Annotated in this window: 10 protein-coding genes; 7 read left to right on the top strand and 3 right to left on the bottom strand. The window is 42.1% G+C overall.

Going from position 1 to position 23,646, the window contains the following annotated elements; all coding sequences use genetic code 11:
• Positions 1 to 170 precede the first annotated feature (170 nt).
• Both BM176_RS09235 and BM176_RS09230 read right to left on the bottom strand, forming a co-directional pair.
• Entirely contained in the window at positions 171 to 3,365 is a 3,195-nt protein-coding gene (locus tag BM176_RS09235) for a reprolysin-like metallopeptidase (protein ID WP_090102091.1), read from the bottom strand.
• A 298-nt stretch (positions 3,366 to 3,663) separates the two neighbouring features.
• The gene (locus tag BM176_RS09230; protein WP_090102090.1) at positions 3,664 to 5,748 is read right to left on the bottom strand and encodes a GxGYxYP domain-containing protein; all 2,085 of its coding nucleotides are present in this window, start codon (positions 5,746 to 5,748) and stop codon (positions 3,664 to 3,666) included.
• Positions 5,749 to 6,156: 408 nt separating this feature from the next.
• Between BM176_RS09230 and BM176_RS09225 the strand changes: the two genes are divergently transcribed.
• From BM176_RS09225 to BM176_RS09210, 4 genes are all read left to right on the top strand, one after another.
• Positions 6,157 to 6,615, top strand: coding sequence for an HYC_CC_PP family protein (locus BM176_RS09225; RefSeq protein WP_090102088.1), 459 nt, complete (start codon positions 6,157 to 6,159; stop codon positions 6,613 to 6,615).
• A gap of 107 nt (positions 6,616 to 6,722) precedes the next feature.
• Positions 6,723 to 7,226 carry a DUF3347 domain-containing protein gene (locus BM176_RS09220; RefSeq protein WP_177230353.1) on the top strand — a complete coding sequence of 168 codons (504 nt, stop codon included), beginning with the start codon at positions 6,723 to 6,725 and terminating at the stop codon, positions 7,224 to 7,226.
• Positions 7,227 to 7,354: 128 nt separating this feature from the next.
• Positions 7,355 to 9,406 (top strand): copper-translocating P-type ATPase, encoded by a 2,052-nt coding sequence (locus BM176_RS09215; RefSeq protein ID WP_090102084.1) that lies wholly within the window; start codon positions 7,355 to 7,357, stop codon positions 9,404 to 9,406.
• Between the two features lie 219 nt (positions 9,407 to 9,625).
• The gene (locus BM176_RS09210; RefSeq protein WP_090102082.1) at positions 9,626 to 10,360 is read left to right on the top strand and encodes a hypothetical protein; all 735 of its coding nucleotides are present in this window, start codon (positions 9,626 to 9,628) and stop codon (positions 10,358 to 10,360) included.
• Between the two features lie 102 nt (positions 10,361 to 10,462).
• On the opposite strand, the gene BM176_RS09205 is transcribed toward BM176_RS09210, so the two are convergent.
• Positions 10,463 to 11,998, bottom strand: a complete 1,536-nt coding sequence (locus BM176_RS09205; protein ID WP_090102081.1) for a M20/M25/M40 family metallo-hydrolase — start codon at positions 11,996 to 11,998, stop codon at positions 10,463 to 10,465.
• Between the two features lie 324 nt (positions 11,999 to 12,322).
• Between BM176_RS09205 and BM176_RS09200 the strand changes: the two genes are divergently transcribed.
• The 3 genes from BM176_RS09200 to BM176_RS09190 are packed head-to-tail and all read left to right on the top strand — an operon-like array spanning position 12,323 to position 23,569.
• The gene (locus tag BM176_RS09200; protein WP_090102079.1) at positions 12,323 to 15,346 is read left to right on the top strand and encodes a SusC/RagA family TonB-linked outer membrane protein; all 3,024 of its coding nucleotides are present in this window, start codon (positions 12,323 to 12,325) and stop codon (positions 15,344 to 15,346) included.
• Between the two features lie 23 nt (positions 15,347 to 15,369).
• Positions 15,370 to 16,902 (top strand): RagB/SusD family nutrient uptake outer membrane protein, encoded by a 1,533-nt coding sequence (locus BM176_RS09195; protein ID WP_090102078.1) that lies wholly within the window; start codon positions 15,370 to 15,372, stop codon positions 16,900 to 16,902.
• 22 nt (positions 16,903 to 16,924) lie between these two features.
• Complete coding sequence (locus BM176_RS09190; protein ID WP_177230352.1) at positions 16,925 to 23,569, top strand: cellulose binding domain-containing protein; 6,645 nt, start codon at positions 16,925 to 16,927, stop codon at positions 23,567 to 23,569.
• The last annotated feature ends 77 nt before the right edge of the window (positions 23,570 to 23,646 follow it).

The following is a 23,646-nucleotide window of genomic DNA, read 5'->3' as shown; positions in this document are numbered from 1 at the left end:
CGGTTTTGTTCGTTTTCGTACAAAAACTGTCCACTTTTGATACACCATTTTAATGTCAGATGGATAAGATAGATGATCTGGTAACGACTGAGTTTTATAACGTTCTCTTAATAAAAAAGCCAGTACCTGGAGAGGCACTGGCTTTTCTGTATCGGGTTCTGTATTTGTCTTTATTGTTTAATGATCTTCGTCATTTTCACATCCTTTACTCCATCATTCTTAATCCTCATCATATAAACACCTGCAGGCAATGCAGAAATATCGAGCTGTGTATTAGCCGTGCTCACTTGACGACGCAATACCAAGCGGCCATTCGAATCAAACATGCTCACATCTGCTTTTCCTTTGAAACCTGTAAGGTTAATGTTCACTACATTATTGGCAGGGTTCGGGAATACAACCACTTTTTGCTCATCGCTGGTAATAGGATCAGTTCCGCGGCTGGCAGTACCTAATTGTACCCGTAATGTATAACAAGAGGTAGCACTATTTGCCCCATTGTAACCATACACCTGTGCGTAATAGGTACCCGCACTAACGGTTCTGCTAATACTTTCACTGCTGGTACCACCTGCCTGTGAAATATTGAGCTGCGTACCTGCGCTGTTCAGCAGTTTCAGGTCATAATCGCCAGGCAATGTACCCAATGTAATAGTAATAGTACCACTGGTAGTGATCACAAACTTATAATTATCAATATCACCACTTGGGCTGATGAGACCAGTGACATCGGTATTAAACGGAATGGTTGCAGCGCCGGCAGTTGTTCCATTGGTTGAATTATCCAATGTATTTGAACAACCTGTTACGGTTAAGGTAGTGAACTGTGCTGCAGTATATGTACTGTTGCCACCTGAGCAATTTGTTCTTACTCTCCAATCATATAATGTGGCTGATGTTAATCCGCTTAAATTAACAGATGTGGAAGTGGTTCCGGTTACGGCATTGATCCATGTAGCGGATGAATTAGGTTTATAATCTACATTATAATTCAAAGCACCGCTTACGGCTGCCCAGCTAACAGTAGCTCCGGTAGCCGTTACAGCTGAACTGGTTAAACCAGTAGGCGCACTACAAGGGGCTGTTGATATAGTAGTAAACTGTGCAGCTGAATAAGAACTGCTGCCGCTGGCGCAATTAGTTCTTATCCTGTAATCATAAGTAGTTCCTGGTATAAGACCTGTTAATCCAAAAGTAGTAGCTGTTGTTGCTGTTGCGACATTAATCCATGTAGCAGATGAGGTAGATTTATAATCCACATCATATGATACAGCGCCGCTTACTGCTGTCCATCCTATTGTAGCCGATGTAGTGTCAATAGCAGAAGCAGTTAACCCTGCGGGAGAAACACAGGATGAACCGGATGTGATAGTGAAGTTGGTATTGGAAATATCAAAGAAAATATTTCCTACAGCTTCTACTTTTATTCTTGCTGTTGTAGTGGGTGTATTGGGAATAGTTACAGCCTCAGTGCCGTCATTAGGAGTGCTTGCCACTAATGTACTGAATGTGGTGCCTCCGTCTGTAGAGATGGATATTTTTACGTTGGCACAACTAACTGGTGCTGTTGTTGTATTCGCTACACTCCATGTTATAGTTTGTGATGAATTACCGGCCCATGATACAGCCGTATTAGGAGCAGTCACTGAAAAAGGTCCTGATGAATTGGTGACAGTTACTGTCATATCCGCAAAATTCGTCTGCCCGATAGTTACCGGCGCTGTGGAACTATAAGGAGCATTATCCCTTACAGTTAACCGGAAGAGTAAAGTTCTTGAAACGGAACTCAATGCTTCCGTATTAGCTCCCGCATCACCACCTGACAACGGGCCGGATACTAAACCACCAGTAAGAATGGTCGCCATTTTTGGGAAATATCTTGTTGGTGACGTGGTAGGGGCAAATGATATCCAGTTGGGGCCAGAAGCTTTGGTAGCGCTAGCCACACTACTAGTTCCTGTTTGTGATGATGAAGCATTATTATTTTGCTCCCAGCAATAAGTCAGCACGTCACCAGCATTGGCATCAGTAGCTGAACCGGTAAGTGCAAACGGGGTGCTGATAGGAATTGTAAAATTACCGCCGGCATTGACAACAGGGGTTGCATTATTGCCGGAAATAATGGTAGTTATTGGGCAAGTCTTGCTTGTAAGATTAGACTGTATTTGTGCAATGGAAGCGGCATGAAAAATAGCAATAGAATGTGGAGCAAGGTCCTGGCTGGTAATACCGGCATAACCCATAATAGTAATACCTGAACCAGGTTCCACATTAACGCCTGTACCTTCATTGCTCATGGAGAAAGTATGGTTAGCACCCAACTGGTGTCCTACCTCATGTACTACATAATCGATATCGAAATTATCTCCCTGGGGAATATTATCAGCAGGAGAAGTAAAGCCACTTCCTTTTGAATTGTCGACACAAATGCAACCTATACAACCAGCGTTACCACCACCGCCGGATGCGCCGAACAGGTGACCAATATCATAATTCGCTGCACCAATTACAGAGGTTAGTGTACTTTGTAATTCACTATTCCATGCTCCGCCGGCACCCGTGCTGGCCGCGGAATATGGATCCGTTGAAGCATTATAATAGAATATACTGGTATTTGCGGCGACCAGGTTAAGATGGATAGCCAGGTCCTTTTCATAAACACCATTGCAACGGGTAAGCGTAGCATTGACGGCCGCCAGCACTAATGAAACCTGCGAAGCGCTTGTGGCCCCAAAATAATTGGAGTATTCAGCAGTAACTGATTGAGCCAGTCGCAATGTTTTCATATCACCGGTGGATCTGGCACCAATGTTAGGTAACTGGTTACCTATATTAGTTGACAATTTTTCCTCCGGAGTAGAGCACTTCCATGGTAAAGCGTTCGGTCGTTTTTTGAATACAGTATAAACAGTATGGTCAGCAGAATAAGGTTCAATAAATTCATTTTCCTTTTCTGTACGAAAGACTATTGTTTGTATCCCCTGCGGAGAAATGCTCAACTTTAATATGGCAGATTTATCGGTAATACCTTTTCCGGAAAATGCTCTAATTTCCGGAAATTGAGCCTGTAATGCAGGCTCGAAATTGGAAGCTTCTATAATTTCGAACTGTTCAATTTGCCCGTCTGCATTTGGCAAAGAGATAATTGTTGAATGTGCAGACGCATTACGGACAGTTTTGAATACTTCATTCCGCAAAGGAGTTAAATTCAGATCAAATAATTTGAAGTCAGCCGGAAATGCAAGCCGGGCTACGGCTTTGTCCGTAATAATCCTGGCGGCATCTGTGTGTGGCCTCCAGTAATCTTGTCCAAACGATATTGTACTGCACAACAATGCCGTTGCGAATAGTAACACTTTTCTCATGTGTAGCTTAGGTTTAAGGGTGAAAATTGGTTATCTCTATAAATGTACTTTAACCCCCTGCGGTCGCAATTGTACTGGTCCGCAATACCACACCATAGGCTATAAAATATTTGACTTATAATAATAAGGTCCCCCCGCAAAGGTGAACGCACACGTAAATAATTCACAGCAAATATATATGATTGGTATAACAGGCGTAAGCGTCACTGCACAGCGCTCATTGTATATAACAAAATGGAAAGAGTTATAAAAAAGGCTCTGAAATTCTTATCTGTAAAGAATTTCAGAGCCTTTTTATTTACCTGCAGGAAGGATCTGTCTGATATTCAGCGCTTATTGTTCCTCCCATAGCTTGTGATAGCTTAAATAAATTAGTACTGGCAGCATTAACCGGAAGAGCATTTGCTTCACGGATAAGCTGGAAAATATGATCAGGACGCACCACCACATAATCTGCGTTAAGAGAGTTTGCAACGTTCTTAAAGCTTGTAGGTGTCACATTTTGCCAGGGTTGCGCCTGTATAATAATGAAGCGTGGTGAGGTCCTATTCCATCCGGAAGCTGCGGCGGCAATGTGATCCTTCATAGGCTGTTCCTGTGTGCAGTAGTTGCAGGAAAGCGCCATTCCCGGAAGACTGTTATTGTATATCGTAAGTCCACCACCGGTATTTTGGGCGGTTAAGCCAAGCAGAGATGGTGCATTGGTAGCGAAGGCTTGTCCCACATTCTGATTAATTCCACCTGTGATAGTATTCCAGACGGTAACAACCCTGAATCCTGCACGCTGGTTGTAGTCTTCGGTTTTAACAACAAACTGATTCAGCAAATTTTGATTAGGCCAGCTGTTGGGATACGTGTAACCATAGCCGGAAGGTCCTGAAATAAGATTATCATTAACAGTGGAACTCTGCGAATAATAGTTTAGTGCTCCTGGCATGGCATCCAGCATGGCTGGAGAGAGCGTCCATCCTATTGGGATCGCGCCACGATCAGGATTATTCCAGAGCTTACGCATAAGGTGTTCCACATACTGTAAGTTATCTCCATCACTTAATATGAAGGCCACATAAATCTTGTTCTGTAATGCCGGTTTAGGAGGTATTGGTTTAAGCGTTACTGTTCTGGGCATGCCACTGTGTACTGTCAGGTTTGTAGCCCAGTCGCTGGCAATGGTTGTAATACCATAGGTTGAAGCCCTTTCTACTCCTGGGCCTTCGTCCTTCCACCATCCCATGTAGTTTGAACCTGCAGGCATGGAGGATAAAAAGCTGTTCAATAATGTGCTTTCAGCAGCATCCTGAGGATCCAGCCATATAACCGCGGAACCCAATGCTGTTGCATATTCACGCAGGGCGGCTTTATGAGCCTCCGGATTTAATCCTATTAATATACGATGATCTAGATTTGGCCAGTAAGTGTTGTATAATGTCTGGTATACCTGCAATTTACTGGAAAACTGGCCGCGTAAATCAAGTAATATTGGTAAATTATATGGAGCAGATGTTAGCCGTGATATCAATGCTGGTGAGGCAATGAGCGCTTTCCGGTCTTTGGCAAGTATTGTTGCCAGGTTAACAGTGTGAATTTGTGTTGGGTCGTAAACAATCAAACCGGATAACTCGCTCCGATATTTAGTAATAAGATCCCACTTATCTGCAGGCTCAGTCCAGTTCAAACCCAAAGATTGCAACCAGGTATATTGTCCTTCCGCAAACGCATCACCTTCATAAGAGAAAATGCGCGGTTGTGTCCTGTTGACGATGCCTTTCAATGAGGCGAATAAATACATCTCGCCAGCGTTATTTTGCTGTACACTCACCCAGTCGACTTTCGTATAAGCACTTCCCCGCCAATATATACGTAACTCGATTGATTGATTATCTGCCGGCATTGTAAAGGGTAAAGTAAAACTTGTGTAATTTGAGGCAATAGGAAATTGCCTGCGGGTAATCGTCTGTGAGGCAAGGATCTGGCCATTTGTTGCATTCCTGACATCAATATCCACTACAGGATCGTCATTAGCAGTATTGTTGTCGATCTTCATCCGAAACTCTGCTACATTGGGCCCTGCTGGCGTGTTTGTATCATAAGGCCCGTAAATCATATGCTCATTTGGTGCGTCGATCCCTGTTTGGCAAAGCCAGCCGTCGGTCTCTAACCGACCAGTCTTATGACCAAGAGATGGACCTTCACCTTCCCAACGTGTGGACGAGGACGTTTCACGAAGAATAATCAGATCCTGAGTTTGTGCTGATGAAGGAAAAGAAGGAAGGAGCTGACCCGATGGCCATGTTATTTGAGCCATTGATGGCATGATGAACAACAGAAGCAAGGGCAGCAATACCAATGCAATCTTGATTGATGGGTTAATGGGTTTAATCATAGGTTAAAGCTTAATGTAATTAGTATATAACGTGACCTTTATCAGAAGGGAAATTGTTGGGCTAAGTGCAATTTATCCGGTAGTAGTCGCACCGTTTATAGTAGGATCCTCAAATGCGTATAGACCACTATAAAAATAAGTATTATAATTTGTAATATAAACATTATCCGGATTTGCACAATTGTTGTTGAGTACTTATACGCAGACCAGGTAGTCTTGTTTGGCTACAGTCACTGTATCAATGGGGAAATAGTCAAATCGGATCAGCACCTGAAATTATATAAATCTTTTCCGGAATTATATAAGGGGAGAATACGGCTGTGATTATACCTTTGAGGTATATTCTGGCTCGGAATAGCGATGTATTTGTCGTTAGCCATATTATGTTTACTTTCGTATTAATTTACAATGAAAAGAAACAGAACCATACAGTTAAAAGCAATCTTTCTCCTGGCCGTATTTGCCTTAAATACGTTGGTAGGGGTTGCCTGTGCGGTTGGTTTGAATATGGGGTTTAATGCAAAGCATCACCATGAAGAAAATGCTGTGCCTTCTGCAATAGCCTCTCATCATCATGAAGGGTTAACGCATAATCATCACCACGAAGAAGAAACGAAAGCTAAGAACGAAACGGAAAAAGACAATTGCTGCAACAACGATGTAGTTCAGTTTTCTCAATTAGATAAATTGCTTGCACATGCGGTAAATGCAGGTATTGAGGTACCTGTTATAGTGTTGCATCTCCATTTTTTGTACCAGTCTTATTTATCTTCCTTTCCCCTAACCAGGGCACAAATACAGGTAGTCCGACCATACGTATCAAGCTCACGTGGGATACGTGTGTCTATTCAGTCCTTCCAGATTTGATTTTTGCTGATAAACAGTCAGATTTTCCTACTGTTATTATATATGTCATGCCTTTCAGGCATTGAAGATGTATTATTTTATTAATGCAAGAATTAAATCTATTTAAGATGAAAACATTCATTCTTTCAGCAATCTTATTTGCTTCCATTTCATTTTCAGCAAAGGCAGATTATAACACAGCTGCGCAAGAAACACCTTTATCCTCCTTGCTTAGCCTCTATTACAATATCAAAAATGCTTTGGTAAGCAGTGATGCTAATACTGCAGCTGTGCAGGCCGGTGAATTTGTAAAAGCCATTAACGGTATCGACATGAAAGCGCTTTCTGAAGCAGACATGAATGCCTTTATGCCTTTAAAGGAGAAACTTTCTTTTGATGCAGAACACATTTCCGGAACAAAAGAAATAGGCCATCAGAGAGATCATTTCAAATCATTTTCTGATAACTTCTATAAACTGGCTAAAGCTGTAAAGCTTTCTGATAAACCCGTTTACCAGGATTATTGCCCCATGAAAAAGGCTTACTGGTTGAGCAGTGAGTCAGCCATCAAAAACCCCTACTACGGTAGCCAGATGCTTACCTGTGGTAAGATAAATGATACGATTAAATAATGTTGATTTAACAAAGGCAGCAGCTATACGAACTAAATACGTATAGTTGCTGCCAATCAACTGCGCACCATAAATTTTTAACCAGTGTTTAGGTGCGGGGGATTACATTAACCTGTTAAAAAAGTTATATGGAACATCAACATCTTCATCCGGCGTCTGTCGTGAATCATGTAGCTCATGAAAATAATAAGCATCAGGGCATGCAGCATAATGACAATCCTGCAATGGGACATGCTGGACATAACCACCATTCGATGATGATTCAGGATTTTAGAAAACGGTTCAATGTGGTGTTAGTGCTTACCGTTCCCATCATGTTGTTATCAACCATGATACAACATTTTATTGGTATAAACTGGCAGTTTGAAGGCTCCCAATATATCCTGTTTGTGTTATCTACAGTTGTGTTTTTTTATGGCGGTTGGCCATTCTTAAAAGGGTTGGTTGATGAAGTGAAATCGAAAAACCCTGGTATGATGTTTCTGATTGGCTTCGCCATTACCGTAGCCTACATATACAGCGTTGCAATTGTATTTGGTTTGCAGGGTATGGATTTCTTTTGGGAATTAGCAACACTAATTCTAATAATGCTTTTGGGCCATTGGATAGAAATGAAATCTGTTGCCGGTGCTTCTAAAGAACTGGAACTATTGGTGCAGTTGATGCCGGCCGATGCACATATGGTAATGCCGGATATGGTACATGATGTAAAAACAGATACATTAAAAGAAAATGATATTATCCTTGTAAAGCCAGGCGAAAAAGTGGCAGCGGACGGAATCATATCAGAAGGGGAAAGCTATCTGAACGAAAGTATGCTGACAGGAGAATCTAAACCTGTACAAAAAGTAAAAGGTGATAAGGTAATTGCAGGTGCTATCAATGGTAACGGCTCTATTAAAGTTACCGTTTCCCATGCCGCAAAAGATTCTTATTTGTCGCAGGTAATAAAGTTGGTGGATGATGCGCAAAAATCAAAGTCAAAAACACAGTTGTTAGCAGATAGGGCTGCAAGATGGTTAACAATTATAGCATTACTTTCAGGCATCGCTACATTTTTGTATTGGTATTTAACAGGACAATCTTTGGCGTTTGCAATGGAAAGAATGGTAACGGTAATTGTTATTTGTTGCCCTCATGCTTTAGGTTTAGCAGTGCCATTGGTAGTGGCAAAATCAACTGCTTTATCCGCTAAAAATGGTTTGCTGATTAAGAATAGGACAGCATTTGAAAATGCAAGAAAAATCACCACTATTGTATTTGACAAAACAGGCACACTTACTATAGGGAAATTTGAAGTATCAAAAATTGTATCGCTGCAAAAAGACGTTAGCGAAAATGAAATTATTCGTTTGGCATCGGCATTAGAGCAGAAATCAGAACATCCTATTGCAACAGGCATCCTGCAAAAAGCAAAAGATTTATCTATCTCCATTCCGGCAACAGAAAGTTTTAATGCCATCACAGGACAAGGGGTTGAAGCAAAAGTAGAAGGTAAGAAAATATTGGTGATTAGCCCTGGATATTTAAAAGAGAATAAGATCACTATCCCCGAAGGCTTTATTGTCAACGATACGGAAACTGTTGTGTTTGTCATTGTCAATAATCAATTAGCGGGATATATTGCTTTGTCCGATGAGATACGCCCTGAATCTGCAGAAGCAATTAAAATCTTAAAACGGAATAATATAAAGTCAATATTACTTACGGGTGATAACAATAAAGTAGCGAAAAGTGTAAGTGAAACTTTGGGTATGGATAGCTTCATTGCTGAAGTATTACCCCATCAAAAATTAGAAAAGATAAAAGAGTTGCAAAGCAAAGGAGAGTTTGTTGCCATGACAGGTGATGGTGTAAACGATGCGCCTGCTTTGGCCGTTGCAGATGTTGGTGTCGCGGTTGGCAGTGGCAGCGATATAGCCGCTGAAACAGCGGGAATTGTTTTGGTAAATAGTAATCCGAAAGACATTGTGAGTTTGGTTTTATTTGGCAAAGCTACTTACCGTAAAATGATTCAGAATTTAATCTGGGCAACAGGCTACAATGTAATTGCCTTGCCATTAGCGGCAGGTGTATTGTACAAACAGGGCGTTTGGTTAAGCCCCGCGGCAGGTGCCGTTTTAATGACGGTTAGCACTATTGTAGTAGCCATCAACGCAAGTTTGCTGAAAGTAAAATAATATCTGAAATGAAGGTGTATATAGCAAATGAAACAAGTACGATTCAAAACGCGTAACAACTTAAGTAAATGGAATGTCAAAAACAGCAGTGAGGGCAAGGTTTTGAGAGGTAAATATAAATTCGGCTGGTAAATTAATATAATCTACCTTCATTACTTCTTTATCCTCCTACAATCCCTTTCCTCGTCTTCTAATTTCTTCATTCTTAAAATTAAATCGATGAATCGGTTAAGATTTACTTGTATGTTCGTTTATGCAACTATGATAGCTTTATTAACATCTTGCGGAGGAGGTGGAGGGAAAACCACCACTGACAGTACCCGCATTGACAGCACTACTGTTAATGTAGAACCCATAATGAATACTATTGTTACGACCCCGCAAAATATGTTGGTAATCAAACACAAGGTAGCCGACTTCGCAAAATGGAAAATCGGCTATGATGAGCACGATTCCGCGCGGTTGGCTAATAAACTACATAACTACGTAATTGGCCGTGGTATGGAGGATCCCAATATGGTGTTCATAGCCTTGAAAGCAGAGGATATGGACAAAGCAAAAGCATTTTCCAAAGATGCTGGTCTGAAAAATGCCATGGGAAAAGCTGGGGTGTTGGGTACGCCTTCGTTTAGTTTTGTTACGATGACCTTCCAGGATACTGCTATTATCACTTCCGACATCCGGTCCAGTGCAATGTTCACAGTTAAAGACTGGGATGCATGGCAAAATGCATTTGAAGAAGGTAAACAGGAAAGGATGGATAATGGTATAATCGTAAGGGCTTATGGTCATGATGCAGACGATAACCACAAAGTAATGTTGGTAACAGCCCTGATGGACACTGCAAAAGCGAATGCCTACATGAAATCAGATATACTTAAAAACAGAAGAGTTGCAGCGGGAGTAATAGGCGAGCCTGTACGGTTTATGTTCCGCGTAGTACAACGGTATTGATATTGATAATTTAGATAAAGTGGTATAAAAAGATGAAGTATTTACTTCATCTTTTTGTTATGTTGTTACTAAAGAAACTATTGAGCAGATACCATACCGCAATTATTTAATCATCATCAACGATCCCATCGTTTCTATTCCATCAAACAAATTGCCAATACGAATATTTTCATTTTCGGCGTGTTGGTTATTATCATGATTGGCTATAGGAACTGTAACAGTTTTGGCATTCAGATATTTTTCAAATAAAAAAAGAGGAAGAGTACCACCCGATGTTGGTTGCAGTACAATTTGGTCTTTAGATGTAGTTTTAACTGCTGCAATAACTTTTTGTATGATGGGCAGATCCATGGATGTACGCTGCGCATTGATACCATCCTGTCCAGGTATCACTTTTATAATCTTTGCATATTTTTCTCTTTCTTCGTCGGTAGGCTCATTATCTGTTACATAGTAACCCTCTGTTTTTATGTGATCGATTACTTTTTGTTGCTGCCTCTTCCAATCGTTACCCAATACTAACCTTAAATCAAGAACTGCAGTTGCATAGGTCGGTATTTGATTGGAAGCCATCTTGCCTACATTCCCGCTTTGCATACCATTAATATTTAATGAAGGCTGAATGATAGCTTCACTTAATGTTACGCCCTGCATTTCAACGGCACTTATTCCCAGTTCTTTTTTCATTTGTTCATCCACTGAAGGCACTTCTTCCAAAGCTTTTCTTTCAAAAGCGGTTAAAGGAGTCACATCATCATAAAATCCTTTTATAGTCACTCTTCCGTTTTCATCTTTCATAGAAGCCAGCAATTTTGCCAGCATCATGCCAGGGTTAGGAGCCCAGTTGCCATAATGACCACTATGTAATGGCCTCTTTGAAGCATACACCGTAAGATCAAGATGCGCATCGCCACGAGCACCAAATACAATTTGTTTTTTCCCTGATTGATGAACCGGTCCATCACAAATGATCCACAAGTCAGATTGGAGTAACGGCCGGTACTTTTCCAGTATTTCACTAAGATGTGTAGAACCGGCTTCTTCCTCACCCTCGAAGAAAAATTTAAGATTATATCCAGGCGTCAACCCACTTTTAGTGATTGCATCATAAGCATTCAAAATAGCATCTACCCCTGCCTTGTCATCAGACGTACTGCGGGCATATATTCTCCATTCCTTATTATAACTGCCATCCGTAGGGAAAGGAATATTGATTCCTCCTTTATTTATAGCATTCGAAAATAACTTTGCCTGAAACGGATCGAGCTCTTTTGCCCATTGGGTTGGATTAACAGGCTGCCCATCATAATGGGCATAAAAAACAAGGGTTTGTTTTGCACCGGGGAATATTACTTCACCATAAACAACCGGAGGTACGCCTGATGTGGAAGCATTTAAAAGCTGTACTTTTTGAATACCCCGCTTATTCATCATTGCCATAATAAAAGTTGCATTCTTTTGCAGGCCGGCGGGGTCAGCAGCAACATTTGGCAAAGAAAGAAATTCAGAGAACTCATTGATAATATTGCCGGCATTTCTATTTCCGTATTTTCTGATTGCTAGAACCTCAGGTGTTTGGGCCGAAACTAATTGATCAATGAGAAAGCTCAAAAGGAAAAAGAAGAAGGTTTTTCTCATAAAATGAAATTAAATAAAATTTGGGCTCCGTCATAATTTAGAAGCTCAGTATGAAATCAATTGATTGAATATCAATAATAAATGAGTTTTACCCCCCTCTTTTTCATACCCTGAAAAGGTGAAAAATACCCCTTATTTTACGAATTACGACCCCTGTCTTCTTATTGGAGGGAAGTACTTTTGGAATGCTGCTAACATTCGGATGTAGCAATCAGCAGCATCTGAACAGCGGTATTTAGGGGGGACATATAATCAACCAAAGCTAGATGTTGGGACAAGTCTTATAAATAATAGTACTCTTTTTAATAATAATAAATTCCCGAGATGAAAAAAACTACACTATTGTATTTTTTAAACCGTTTTCTATTATTCTCTTTAATCTCCCTTATTTTCTTCCATGCTGGTTATGGACAGGAAAAAACCGTAACGGGAGTTGTTAAAGATTCCAGCGGTGCCCCTATACCAGGTGTGCAGGTAACGGTGAAAGACTCTAAAATCGCTGCCAGAACTACTGCCGATGGGAAATTCAGCATTGCTGTTCCCGATAATCAGCATGTGTTAGTATTTCGGCATATTGGTATTGCTACGCAGGAACTGGCTGCTACTGGTTCCGATATGGGAAATATCATTTTAAAACCGCAATCTGTCGGTTTACAGGATGTGGTGGTTGTCGGTTATGGTGTTCAAAGAAAATCCGACCTGACCGGTGCTGTTTCCAGCATTAAAGCTGCCGATATTACTAAAATAGGTGGTAGTAATGCCGCGGAAGCCTTACAGGGGAAAGCTCCGGGCGTGCTGGTATTAAATGTTGGAGCTCCGGGTAATGCTCCAATTGTTCGTGTTCGTGGTATTGGTACCAATGGCGATCCCAACCCTTTGTATATAGTTGATGGCATGTTCGTAAATGATATTCAGTATCTGAATAGCCATGATATTGCTTCCATCGAAATATTGAAGGATGCTTCTGCAACTGCTATTTATGGATCGCGGGGTGCCAATGGTGTTATTTTGGTGACCACTAAAAAAGGGAAACCAGGTAACGCGGTGGTTAACTTCAGTGGAAGTGAGGGGTTCCAGTTCCTGACACGGCGCTATGATGTGGCCAATGGCAGTGAATATGCCCGGTTACAAAATATGATTACGGGAACAACCGTTTATCCGCATCCCGACTCCCTGGGTGAAGGCACTAACTGGTTCGATAAAAGTACTCAGCAAGGTTGGGTAAGAGATTACCAGTTATCCATTTCAGGTGGTTCTGAAAACACCAGCTATAATATTAGCGGAGGCTATTTTAAGCAGGATGGGGTGATGAAATTTACTGACTATGACCGGTTCACTTTGAGGGCTAATAATGAATACAGGCTGAATAAACGGTTAAAGATTGGTCATAACCTGTCTCTTAGCAGTTCGAATATGACTGGTATAGGTAGTAGTGCCGGCCTCCGTGTAATGAATGCGCTTGTCCGTATTTCACCATTGATCTCGGTAAATGATGCCAATGGTAATTTTAACGCGGGACAGGATCCTGATATTATTAATCCCTATGCAGCGCTTTATTACGGTAAAGATGCCAATAATAAGAGCCTGCGGTTTGTGGGCAACGGCTGGTTAAATTATGAGGTGATTCCGGGTTTGGTTTTCCGCAGCAGCTATGGGGTGGATTATTCATATGACAGATACCATTATTTCGAGCCGGCTTATAATATTTCGGGCCCTAATCAGATCCATGCCAGCAATTCCTTAACAGAAAACCATGTTAATAATAAAGTATGGTTGTGGGAGAACACCCTTACATACGACAAACAAATTGGCAGGGATCATCATCTGAATTTATTAGGAGGGATTACCGCACAGGATGCTACTTATGATAAACTGGAAGGTGTAGGTACCGGCCTGGCGTTTGACAGTCCAGATTATCAATACCTGGGTGCAGTGCCTGCGGGTAACCTGGCCGTGACATCTACAGCTTACAGTGAATCAATACTTTCCTACCTTTTCCGGGCTAACTATTCGTTTAAAGACCGTTACCTGTTTACCGGTACTTTCCGTGCCGATGGTTCCTCTAAATTCGGACCGGATAACCGTTATGGATATTTTCCTTCACTGGCACTGGGATGGCGTGTATCTGAAGAAAATTTCATGCAGAATATTTCCTGGATAGATAACCTGAAATTGCGTGCAAGCTGGGGAGAGGTGGGCAATAATAAAATTAATAACTATATAGCTTATAGTACCGTTACGCAAGATCCTGTTTATAACGCATTGTTCAATGGCCAGTATGCTACCAATGGTACTGTTACAACCGCATCAAATCCTGGCATTAAATGGGAACGTACCGTACAAACGGATGCAGGTATTGAGTTTGGAACATTGAATAAGCGATTAAACGTGGAGTTTGATTATTTTAATCGTGATACTAAAGATTTACTCCTGATTGTTCCCATTCCGGGAGGATCAGCTGGTATAGCACCGACCTATTCAAATGTAGGTAGTATTCGTAACAAAGGGTTTGAATTCCAGGTGAACTGGAACGACAACGTCGGCGATCTGAATTATGGGATAAGGTTTTCAGGAAGTACTTACAAAAATACGGTACTTGATTTTGGCGGTCAGATCATCTCCAGTACCCAATTCTTATCCTCTTCTGTTCACAGAGGAGAAAAAGGTCAGCCTATCGGTTATTTTTATGGCTACAAAACAATTGGAATATTCCAGAGCCAGGCGCAGATCAGTGAATATAATGGCAAGAACAGCCAGGGGAAAGAATATCAGGCGAATGCTAAACCAGGCGACCTGATATATGCTGATACAGATGGCAACGGGTATATTACAGGAAATGACCAAACCAATATAGGTTCACCGCATCCTAAATTTATTGGTGGTTTAACATTGACTGCTTCCTATAAAAGCTTTGATTTTGCGATAGACCTGATGGGCAGTTTTGGCGCAAAAATTTATAATACAGCCCGCAACCAGATCACTACTACCACTACTAATCTGCACAAAGACTGGCTGAGAGCATGGACTCCCACTAATACCAATACAGATATGCCCCGCTTAGCTGCGAATTCCAACAACTCATGGGGATCAAGCTTTAATGTGCAGGATGGTACCTATGGTAAGATCCGCAATGTGGAGCTGGGATATAATATGCAGAAAAGTCTGCTGAATAAAGCAAAGATCTCTAACCTACGCATTTATGTAAACCTTACGAATCCTTTATACATCACCAAATACAAAGGATTTTCACCGGAGATTGCCAACTCTAACGTATTGGAAATGGGAACAGATTTCAGCACGTACCCAGTTTCAGGTACGGCAAGGATAGGTGTGAATATGACTCTCTAAACATCATTTTAAGTGTAGACATTATGAAAAACATTAAATATATTCTTTTAGCAACGAATATCCTGGCCTTGGTTTCCTGTACAAAATTTCTGGAGAAATCACCGCAGGCAGTAGTATCTGATGAACTCTTTTTTGCAGATGAAAAAAATGTGGAGAAGGCTGTAAACAGGATCTATGGAACAATCAGCTGGCGCGAATATACAATAGGCCGCCAGTCTTTCAGTACGCACGAAATGGGAGGGGAAGATATTGTAGGGAACACAAATAATGGTATCGGTACTGTGCTGAATATGTTTCAAACATATACTTATGATGCTAGCAATGCTTATATACAACAATATTGGGACAGGACTTACGCTAACATCAACTTTTGTAATCAGGTAATAGACCGGACTCCGGCTATGAAAAACCGGGATCTTGCGGAAAAAGCGGAGTCACAAGCTAAATTCTTCAGGGCTTATTACAACTTCGATCTGGTAAATGTATTTGGTCAGGCTCCTTTGCGCGATCATGTGCCTTCTGCTGCTGAATATGATATTCCGAAAAGCGATGAAGATGCATTTTATAACCTGATCATTAAAGATCTTGAATATGCTATAGAAAAGCTGCCTACCCGTGGGCAATGGGGGGCAGCAGGATTAGGACATGTTACAAAAGGTACAGCACAAGGGCTGCTTGCTAAAGTATATTTATTCCGCCAGGATTATGCTAAAGCACAACAGTATGCGAATGATGTAATCACAGGAGGGGAATACAGCCTTTTTGCAGACTACCGGGCATTATTTAGTCCGGATAACTTGTACTCCAGCGAGAACATGATGCCGGGTGGATATTTATTCACGAGCACTATCTGGTCCGGCCGCTGGTATAACCCGTATTTACAATATCAGGGAGTAGCAGGTGAATTTGGAGATGGCGTTGTATATCCTACCGATGCATTGGTGAATAGCTATGAGACTAATGATCCTCGTGAAGCTGCTACCATCTTCTTTAAAGGGGATAAAGTAACAGGTTGGGAAAGTAAAAATGCCAATACTCCCAAAGACGGTAGCGTATACTTTCCGTCAAATACTAATTATGCTAACAAGAAAGTGATCTGGCCAAAATCTTATTGGAACAATGGTGAATTTTCTTTTCAGAATGTAAACCCAATGTTCATGCGCTATGCGGAGATTTTACTGATCTATGCGGAAGCCAGCAATGAATTGGGACAATCAGGTAACGCTCTTACTACATTAGAACAGATCCGTTACCGGGCACGTGGTAATAAAACCTTTGCCGATGCAGGTGTACTACCTGAAATTATCACTACAGATAAGGCAGACCTGCGTGAGAAAATCTGGCATGAACGCCACATTGAACTTGCGCTGGAAGGTCATCGCTGGTTCGATCTGGTACGATACAATAAAGTAGTGCCAGGATATACAGAAAACCTGTTGAAGAATGTATATCAACGGGCAAATTTCAATTATAATAAATTCAGCAGATTCCCCATTCCTCAAAATATGATCACTAGTTCTCAGGGTATTCTTACACAAAATGAACCCTGGAAATAATGCTCAGCAAATAATTCCCTTTATGAAAAGAATAACTGCTTTAATGAAAATGCTGTTATTGCTATTTGCTATGGGTATATCCCAGAGAATAATAGCTCAGCAATTTGTACATCCAGGTATACCTTTCACCACAAGTGATCTGAATTTGTTAAAAACAAATATCAAAACAGAGCCCTGGTTATCCGCTTATAATTCATTGGCAAGCGATTCAAAGTCGCAACTTAGCTACGCGATGCAAGGGCCTTTCGCTACTGTAGGACGTGCAGTGGATATAAACCGCGGACCATGGATGAATGATATGACGGCTGTCCACAATCTTGCCCTTATGTGGATCTTTACCGGCGATACTGCCTATGCTAAAAAAGCAACTGGCATATTGAATGCCTGGGCACTAACCAATACCCAGTGGACAGGCGACGAGATCTTTCTTGACCTGGGAGATTATGCTGATATTTTTATAACAGGAGCGGATATACTCAAATCAACTTATCCGGGATGGACGGCTGAAAATACAGCCAATGTGAACAATTATTTCGCTAATGTGCTCTGGCCAAAACTGGATGTACCCAATCCGGTAAGGGGACTTAATCAGGGTGCTCTTGAGCTGAAAGCAGCTGTGGGCATTGCTGCATTTCTGGACGACACTACCAAATGGCGACAGGCAATTGCATCATACCGCGGAGATGCCGGGGGCGGACTAGCGAACAGCCTTAGCAATGGAGAGGTGGGAGATGCCGGGCGTGATGAGGGGCATTGGGCTGGCGAGGCGGAGGCTCTTGCATGGAGTGCCGAAGTAGCTTGGAAACAAGGCATTGATGTGTTTAGTGAACTGGATAATCGCTTATTGGCAATTAGTGAGTTATATGCAAAATTTCATACTGACACTACTGGCCTGAAATTTATCCCATTTGGTGGCCCCTATTCATCGTATAATGGATGGGGTTCGAATGGTACTGCCAAGCGCCTGATCAGGACTTATAATATTATTGAAGGTGCATATGCTATCCGGAAAAGTATTCCGGTTCCCTATACCGTTCAAATGCGGAATGTGGTGGGTGAAAATACCAGCACTTTTCTTTACCGGAAAAGTGCTGACCCCTCTTCTGCTACAGCCTTGCCGCCTATCATTCACCCTGCAGCACAAAGTGTTACCAATCTAACTAATACGGACATTGGAAATACAGGGCTTGCTGGAAGTGCCAGCTATAACAACGATAGCTGGACAGTCAAAGGGGCGGGGGCTGATATCCCAGTTCCGCCGCTTACGGCTAAAGATGCATTTAACTTCGCCTTTCAGAAAGTTACCGGAGATGCAGTGATTATTACCCGTGTAACGGCGCTTGAAAATACGGATGCCGGGGCAAAAGCGGGTATTATGTTCAGGGAATCATTAACCAATGATTCCAGGTATGTAGGGCTGTTTTTACGTGCAAATGGAGGCGCTGTGGTCACCTGGCGTGGTGCTACTGCCTGGAATAAAACGGCTACCTCATGGAATAATCCGCCAGGGGGATACCAGGATCATTATTTGCCTGCAGTGCCTTATTGGTTGAAGCTGGAAAAATCAGGTAGCAGGATAACGGCCTTTCACTCTTTTGATGGAATCAGCTGGACCTGTATCAGTTCTGTGGAGATTGCCATGGCTAACTCGCTGTATGTTGGTTTATGCGTTACTTCTCACAACACTTCGGTACTGAACACTTCCGTTTTTACCGGAGTGGCTATTACCAATCCTTCTCCCGCGGGATCTCCTGTGATCACTAGCGCTACTGCCGATACTTCGACTATTGGTTCGGCTTTTCATTATACGGTCACTGCTTCGGCAACGCCCACCAGCTTTAGCGCGACTGGGTTGCCTGCAGGACTGACCATTGATTCCGCTAACGGAGTAATTACGGGAACGCCTACTGTTACTGGTACATTTCCTGTAACATTGAATGCTACGAATGGAAGTGGTACAGGGGCTGCCATATTGATGCTGACAGTATTAAGTAATGTTGCACCGGCTGCTCCTGGATCGTTATCTGCTATTAAAGAAAGCAATACCAGTATTCAGCTTTCCTGGACAGGATCTGCTAACGCTACCAGCTATACGGTGAAGCGTTCTATGACTGCCGGAGGACCTTATACGACTATTATGTCTGGTGTTACCGGAACGTCGTATGTTGATGCTAGCGCTTTTCCCGGTCCTAACTACTATATCGTTACAGCCCTGGCAGGGGCTCTGGAAAGTATTGTTTCCAATGAAGTTTCGCTGCTGTTACCTCCGTCGGTACCTTCAATACCTGCTGTCATCAATCTGAATGGACAGGTGAGTCTGAGCTGGCCTGCTGCTATTGGAGCAGTTACTTATAATATTAAACGGGGTACCGCTAGTGGCGGTCCTTATACTACCATTGCTTCGGGAGTAACCGATACGTTATACACCGACCTGGGATTGAGCAATGGAACATATTACTACTATGTAATTTCTGCTGAGGGGGGAGTACTTGAAAGTGCTAATTCTATTGAAGCATTGGCAATACCAGGATCTTCTTCCGGTAGCTGGAGCTCCACGGCGGCAACGGGTAACTGGAATGAGGACACGAATTGGGTGAGTGGAATAGCTCCTGTTAGTCCCGCGATAGTTACTTTCAACAGTTCTACCACCGATACACTGAATAATAATATTGCCGGGCTGGAAATTCCGCGAATGCAGTTTAATGCCGGGGCCGACGCCTTTACAATAAGAGGGAATACAATTACTCTTGGCAATGATATTACAAACAATTCTGTAAATGCACAGGTCATTAACCTTCCGGTAACACTAAACAGGGTTTCGGCTATCAACGCGAATGCTGGTGATATTACACTGGGTGGTATCATCAATGGTAGCGGCAGCATTACTAAAAGCGGACCGGCATCCGCTATCCTCACAGGGGCAAATACATGGACCGGCGGTACTACCATTAATGGTGGTGGTGCGGGAGGCTGGGCACCCAGTTATACATTAACCATTGGCGGTATAGGCACAGGTGCTATTGGTGCGCCAATATCAGGACCAGTTGGTACAGGTGCACTGGTGATGAATGGTGGTGCGTTGATGAACGTTGGCAGTGCGGTCATTTATAACGACGTTGTCGTAAAAGATAGTGTAAAGAGTTATCTCTATAGTCAACCAGGTGGCTTAACCTTTGCAGGAAGATTGTTGGGCGGCGGCACTATTGAACATGATGGTAATAGTACGAATGGTTTGCAATTAAACGGAGATAATAGTCAGTTCACAGGTACGTTTATCTCCATAAACAGAAGCTCCAATCACCGTATCCGTTTTAATACAGCAGCCTCTGGCAGTGCTAAAGCAAACTGGGTATTCAACAATGGATTTACAGACGGACAAGGTTTTACTTTTACAGATACGATTCATTTTGGTTCCATGTCAGGTAGCGGGCAGTTACGCAGAGATAACGGAACTCCTGTTATCAGTATTGGGGCATTGAATACAAATACAACTTTCAGCGGTGTAATTACAGGAGCACTTACTATTGTAAAAGAGGGTACAGGCATATTCCGTTTCACTGGTAACAATAATTATAGTGGTACAACAACTGTTACTGCGGGTACCTTATTATTGGATAGTGTAGGGCAGATCACTAGTGTCACTACTGTTAAAGGAGGTACTATCGGGGGCATAGGTACCTGTAACGCCGCGCTGAATATTGGTACAGGATCAGGAACGGGTGCAATGCTGGCTCCGGGCAGCCAGGGTATAGGTACATTTACCACAACAGGTTTGCTGACCATGCAGCCAGATGCGGCATATAATGTTGAGCTGAATACGAGCCAGGGTAAAGGCGACAAAGTAAGTGCGAATGGTTTAAATCTTAACAATCCCCGTTTATCGTTTACCGTTATTGGTGCAGATTCATTGCCCTTAGGCACTTCGTTTACTATTATTGATAATACAGGAAGCGCAGCTGTAACGGGCACCTTTAACGGCTTACCGGAACTGGCTCCCGTTAGCATTGGTAGCTTCAATTTCAGGATTACTTACAAAGGCGGAACCGGCAATGATATCCTGTTACTGGACGACCGTACAACGCCTTCAATGATTACCAGCGCAGACACCGCCACTGTATTAATTGGCAAGTCGTTTAGTTATACTATTACGGCTATCAAATCACCTGTTAGTTTCCATGCAACAGGGCTGCCTGCTGGCTTGAGTATAGATACAAGTACAGGTGTGATTTCCGGTATAGCTACAGTATCAGGTACTTTCCCTGTTACATTAAGTGCTACAAATGCAATTGGCACCGGAACGGCTACACTCAAACTGAAGGTGCTGAGTAACATTGTTGCTGGTCTTATTGTTGCAGCTGGTGATAGAAAGAATATTATTGAATGGGAAGTTATCCAGAATCTTAGTTATCATGTAAAACGTTCGCTTACTCCGGATGGTGTTTACACTGTTATTGCAAACGTTAATACCACTAAGTATACAGATACAACAGTTACTAACGGAAACGCATACTATTATGTGGTTGCTTCCGCAGATTCCGTTACAGAAAACCCTAACAGTGATACTGTGGTAGCCATACCCAATATCGGGCAATACGGTTACTGGAAGTACGATGAACTAAGTGGTACTCGTGGAGTTGATGCATGGGGTGCTAATCATGCTACCTTAGCTACCACAGCTACACGCAGTACCGGCTACGCCGGTCAGGCGCTAAAACTGAATGGCACCGCTACTGCTTATGCATCTCTACCTACGGATCTGGTAAGTACTTTAAATGATTTTACTATCAGTGCCTGGGTGAGCATGGATGCGCTTTCTAACTGGATACGGATCTTTGATTTTGGCACTGGTACCAGTAAATACCTGTTCCTGACTGTGCAGGGAGGGACTGCCTCTGGTAAATCAATCATACGTTATGCTATTAAAAATGGAGGAGCAGAGCAGGCAGTTACTTACAACTACACTTTGCCATTGAATACCTGGACGCATTTTGCTGTTACTCAGTCAGGTAATACCTGCAGCCTTTATATCAACGGGGTGCTGGTTGCATCAAATACAAATGTTAATATTAAACCTGCTACGCTGGGAAGTACTAACCAGAACTATATCGGGAAATCACAGTATTCAGCTGATCCAATGTTTAAGGGCGCGATAGATGAATTTAAGATCTACAGCAGGGCATTAAATGCCGCTGAAATTGCAGAAGCGTTGAAGGTAGACCAGGTAATAACTTTTGCTCCTATCAATAGCAGAAAAACAGGTGACACTGATTTTAATGTGGTGGCAACTGCTTCTTCCGGCCTTCCTGTAACATTTATCAACAGTAATGAACAGGTGGCTACGGTAACAAATGGTGTGGTTCATTTGCTAAAAGCGGGTAGTACTATTATTACAGCTACGCAAGCGGGGGATGTTACTCATAAACCGGCTACTTATCCGCAAACATTGAACGTACTTCCGCTTTATCTGAAAGTAATGCACAGTGATGGAGATATTGGGCAGACTGCTAACAACATTCTCCGGCCGTATCTTAAAATTGTGAACGAGGATACCGTACCTGTTACTTATAAAGAACTCACTGCGCGTTACTGGTTTACGGCTGAGAATTTCGCGGGTATAAATACCTGGATTGATTATGCCGCGCTTGGTAACCATATAAAGATGAATTATGTAGCATTGGATGCTCCGCGCACAGGTGCTTTCGGGTATGTTGAATACAGCTTTGATACTACAGCTGGCACTATTTCCGCTGGTAGTAATTCCGGGATTATTCAATCAAGGATAGCCAATAAAGATTGGTCAATCCTGGCTGAAACAGATGATTATTCTTATGCAGTTAATCAAACTTATACAGCCAATAGTCACATTACCTTGTATCGCAATGGTCAGCTTATTTGGGGCGAAGAACCGGTAAATGCTGCACAGGTAATGAGTTTGAAAGCCTATACCCAGTCCATAAGCAGCGCACAGAATACCATTAGCACTTACCTGAAAATAAATAATGAGGGGAATATGCCGGTGGCTTATGAAGATGTGTCGGTTCGCTATTGGTTTACAGCAGAAGATACCACTGCTTTAAACTATTGGATAGACTATGCGAAGCTAAGTAACTATAATATTACTGGCCGGTTTGAACGGTTAAATCCAACGGCCGATGGTGCTGATACTTATTTTGAATTAAAGGTGAAACCTGCTGCTGGTATACTGTATCCGTTAAGCAATACAGGGAATATTCAATACCGGATTGCCAAAGTTAACTGGTCAAATTTTGTACAAACAAATGATTACTCTTATCTGCCGTTGTCTTCATTTGGAGAGAATTCTCATGTTACCGTTTACTATAAAGGACAGTTGATATATGGTGCGGAACCTGTTGCTAATGGTGCTGCCACACGTACTGCTGTGAAAAGTGGTTGGCAGGCAGATGTGTTAAAAGCAGTTATAAAGATGTATCCTAATCCGGTAGCAGATGTATTGATCGTACAAATCAGTAAAGTAGCAGACAATGCAATCGTGTATGTGTTTAATAATAATGGTGCAATAGTGCATACACAGCGGTTAACGAATGTAATCAATACAGTTGAAACCAGAGGTTGGATGCAGGGAGTGTATTATGTGAAAATTAAAAACGGTGATACTGTCACAACAGAAAAAGTAATTAAACAATAGTTTCTGCATGTAAAATTATTTTATAGAATAGGAACAAACGTGAAGGGAAGGAGTGTTAACTCCTTCCTTATTTCCGA

The sequence above is a fragment of the Chitinophaga sp. CF118 genome (genome assembly GCF_900112615.1).
Lineage (GTDB): Bacteria > Bacteroidota > Bacteroidia > Chitinophagales > Chitinophagaceae > Chitinophaga.
The sequence above is the reverse complement of the archived record's forward strand: the minus strand, read 5'-3'. Positions and strand labels throughout refer to the sequence as shown.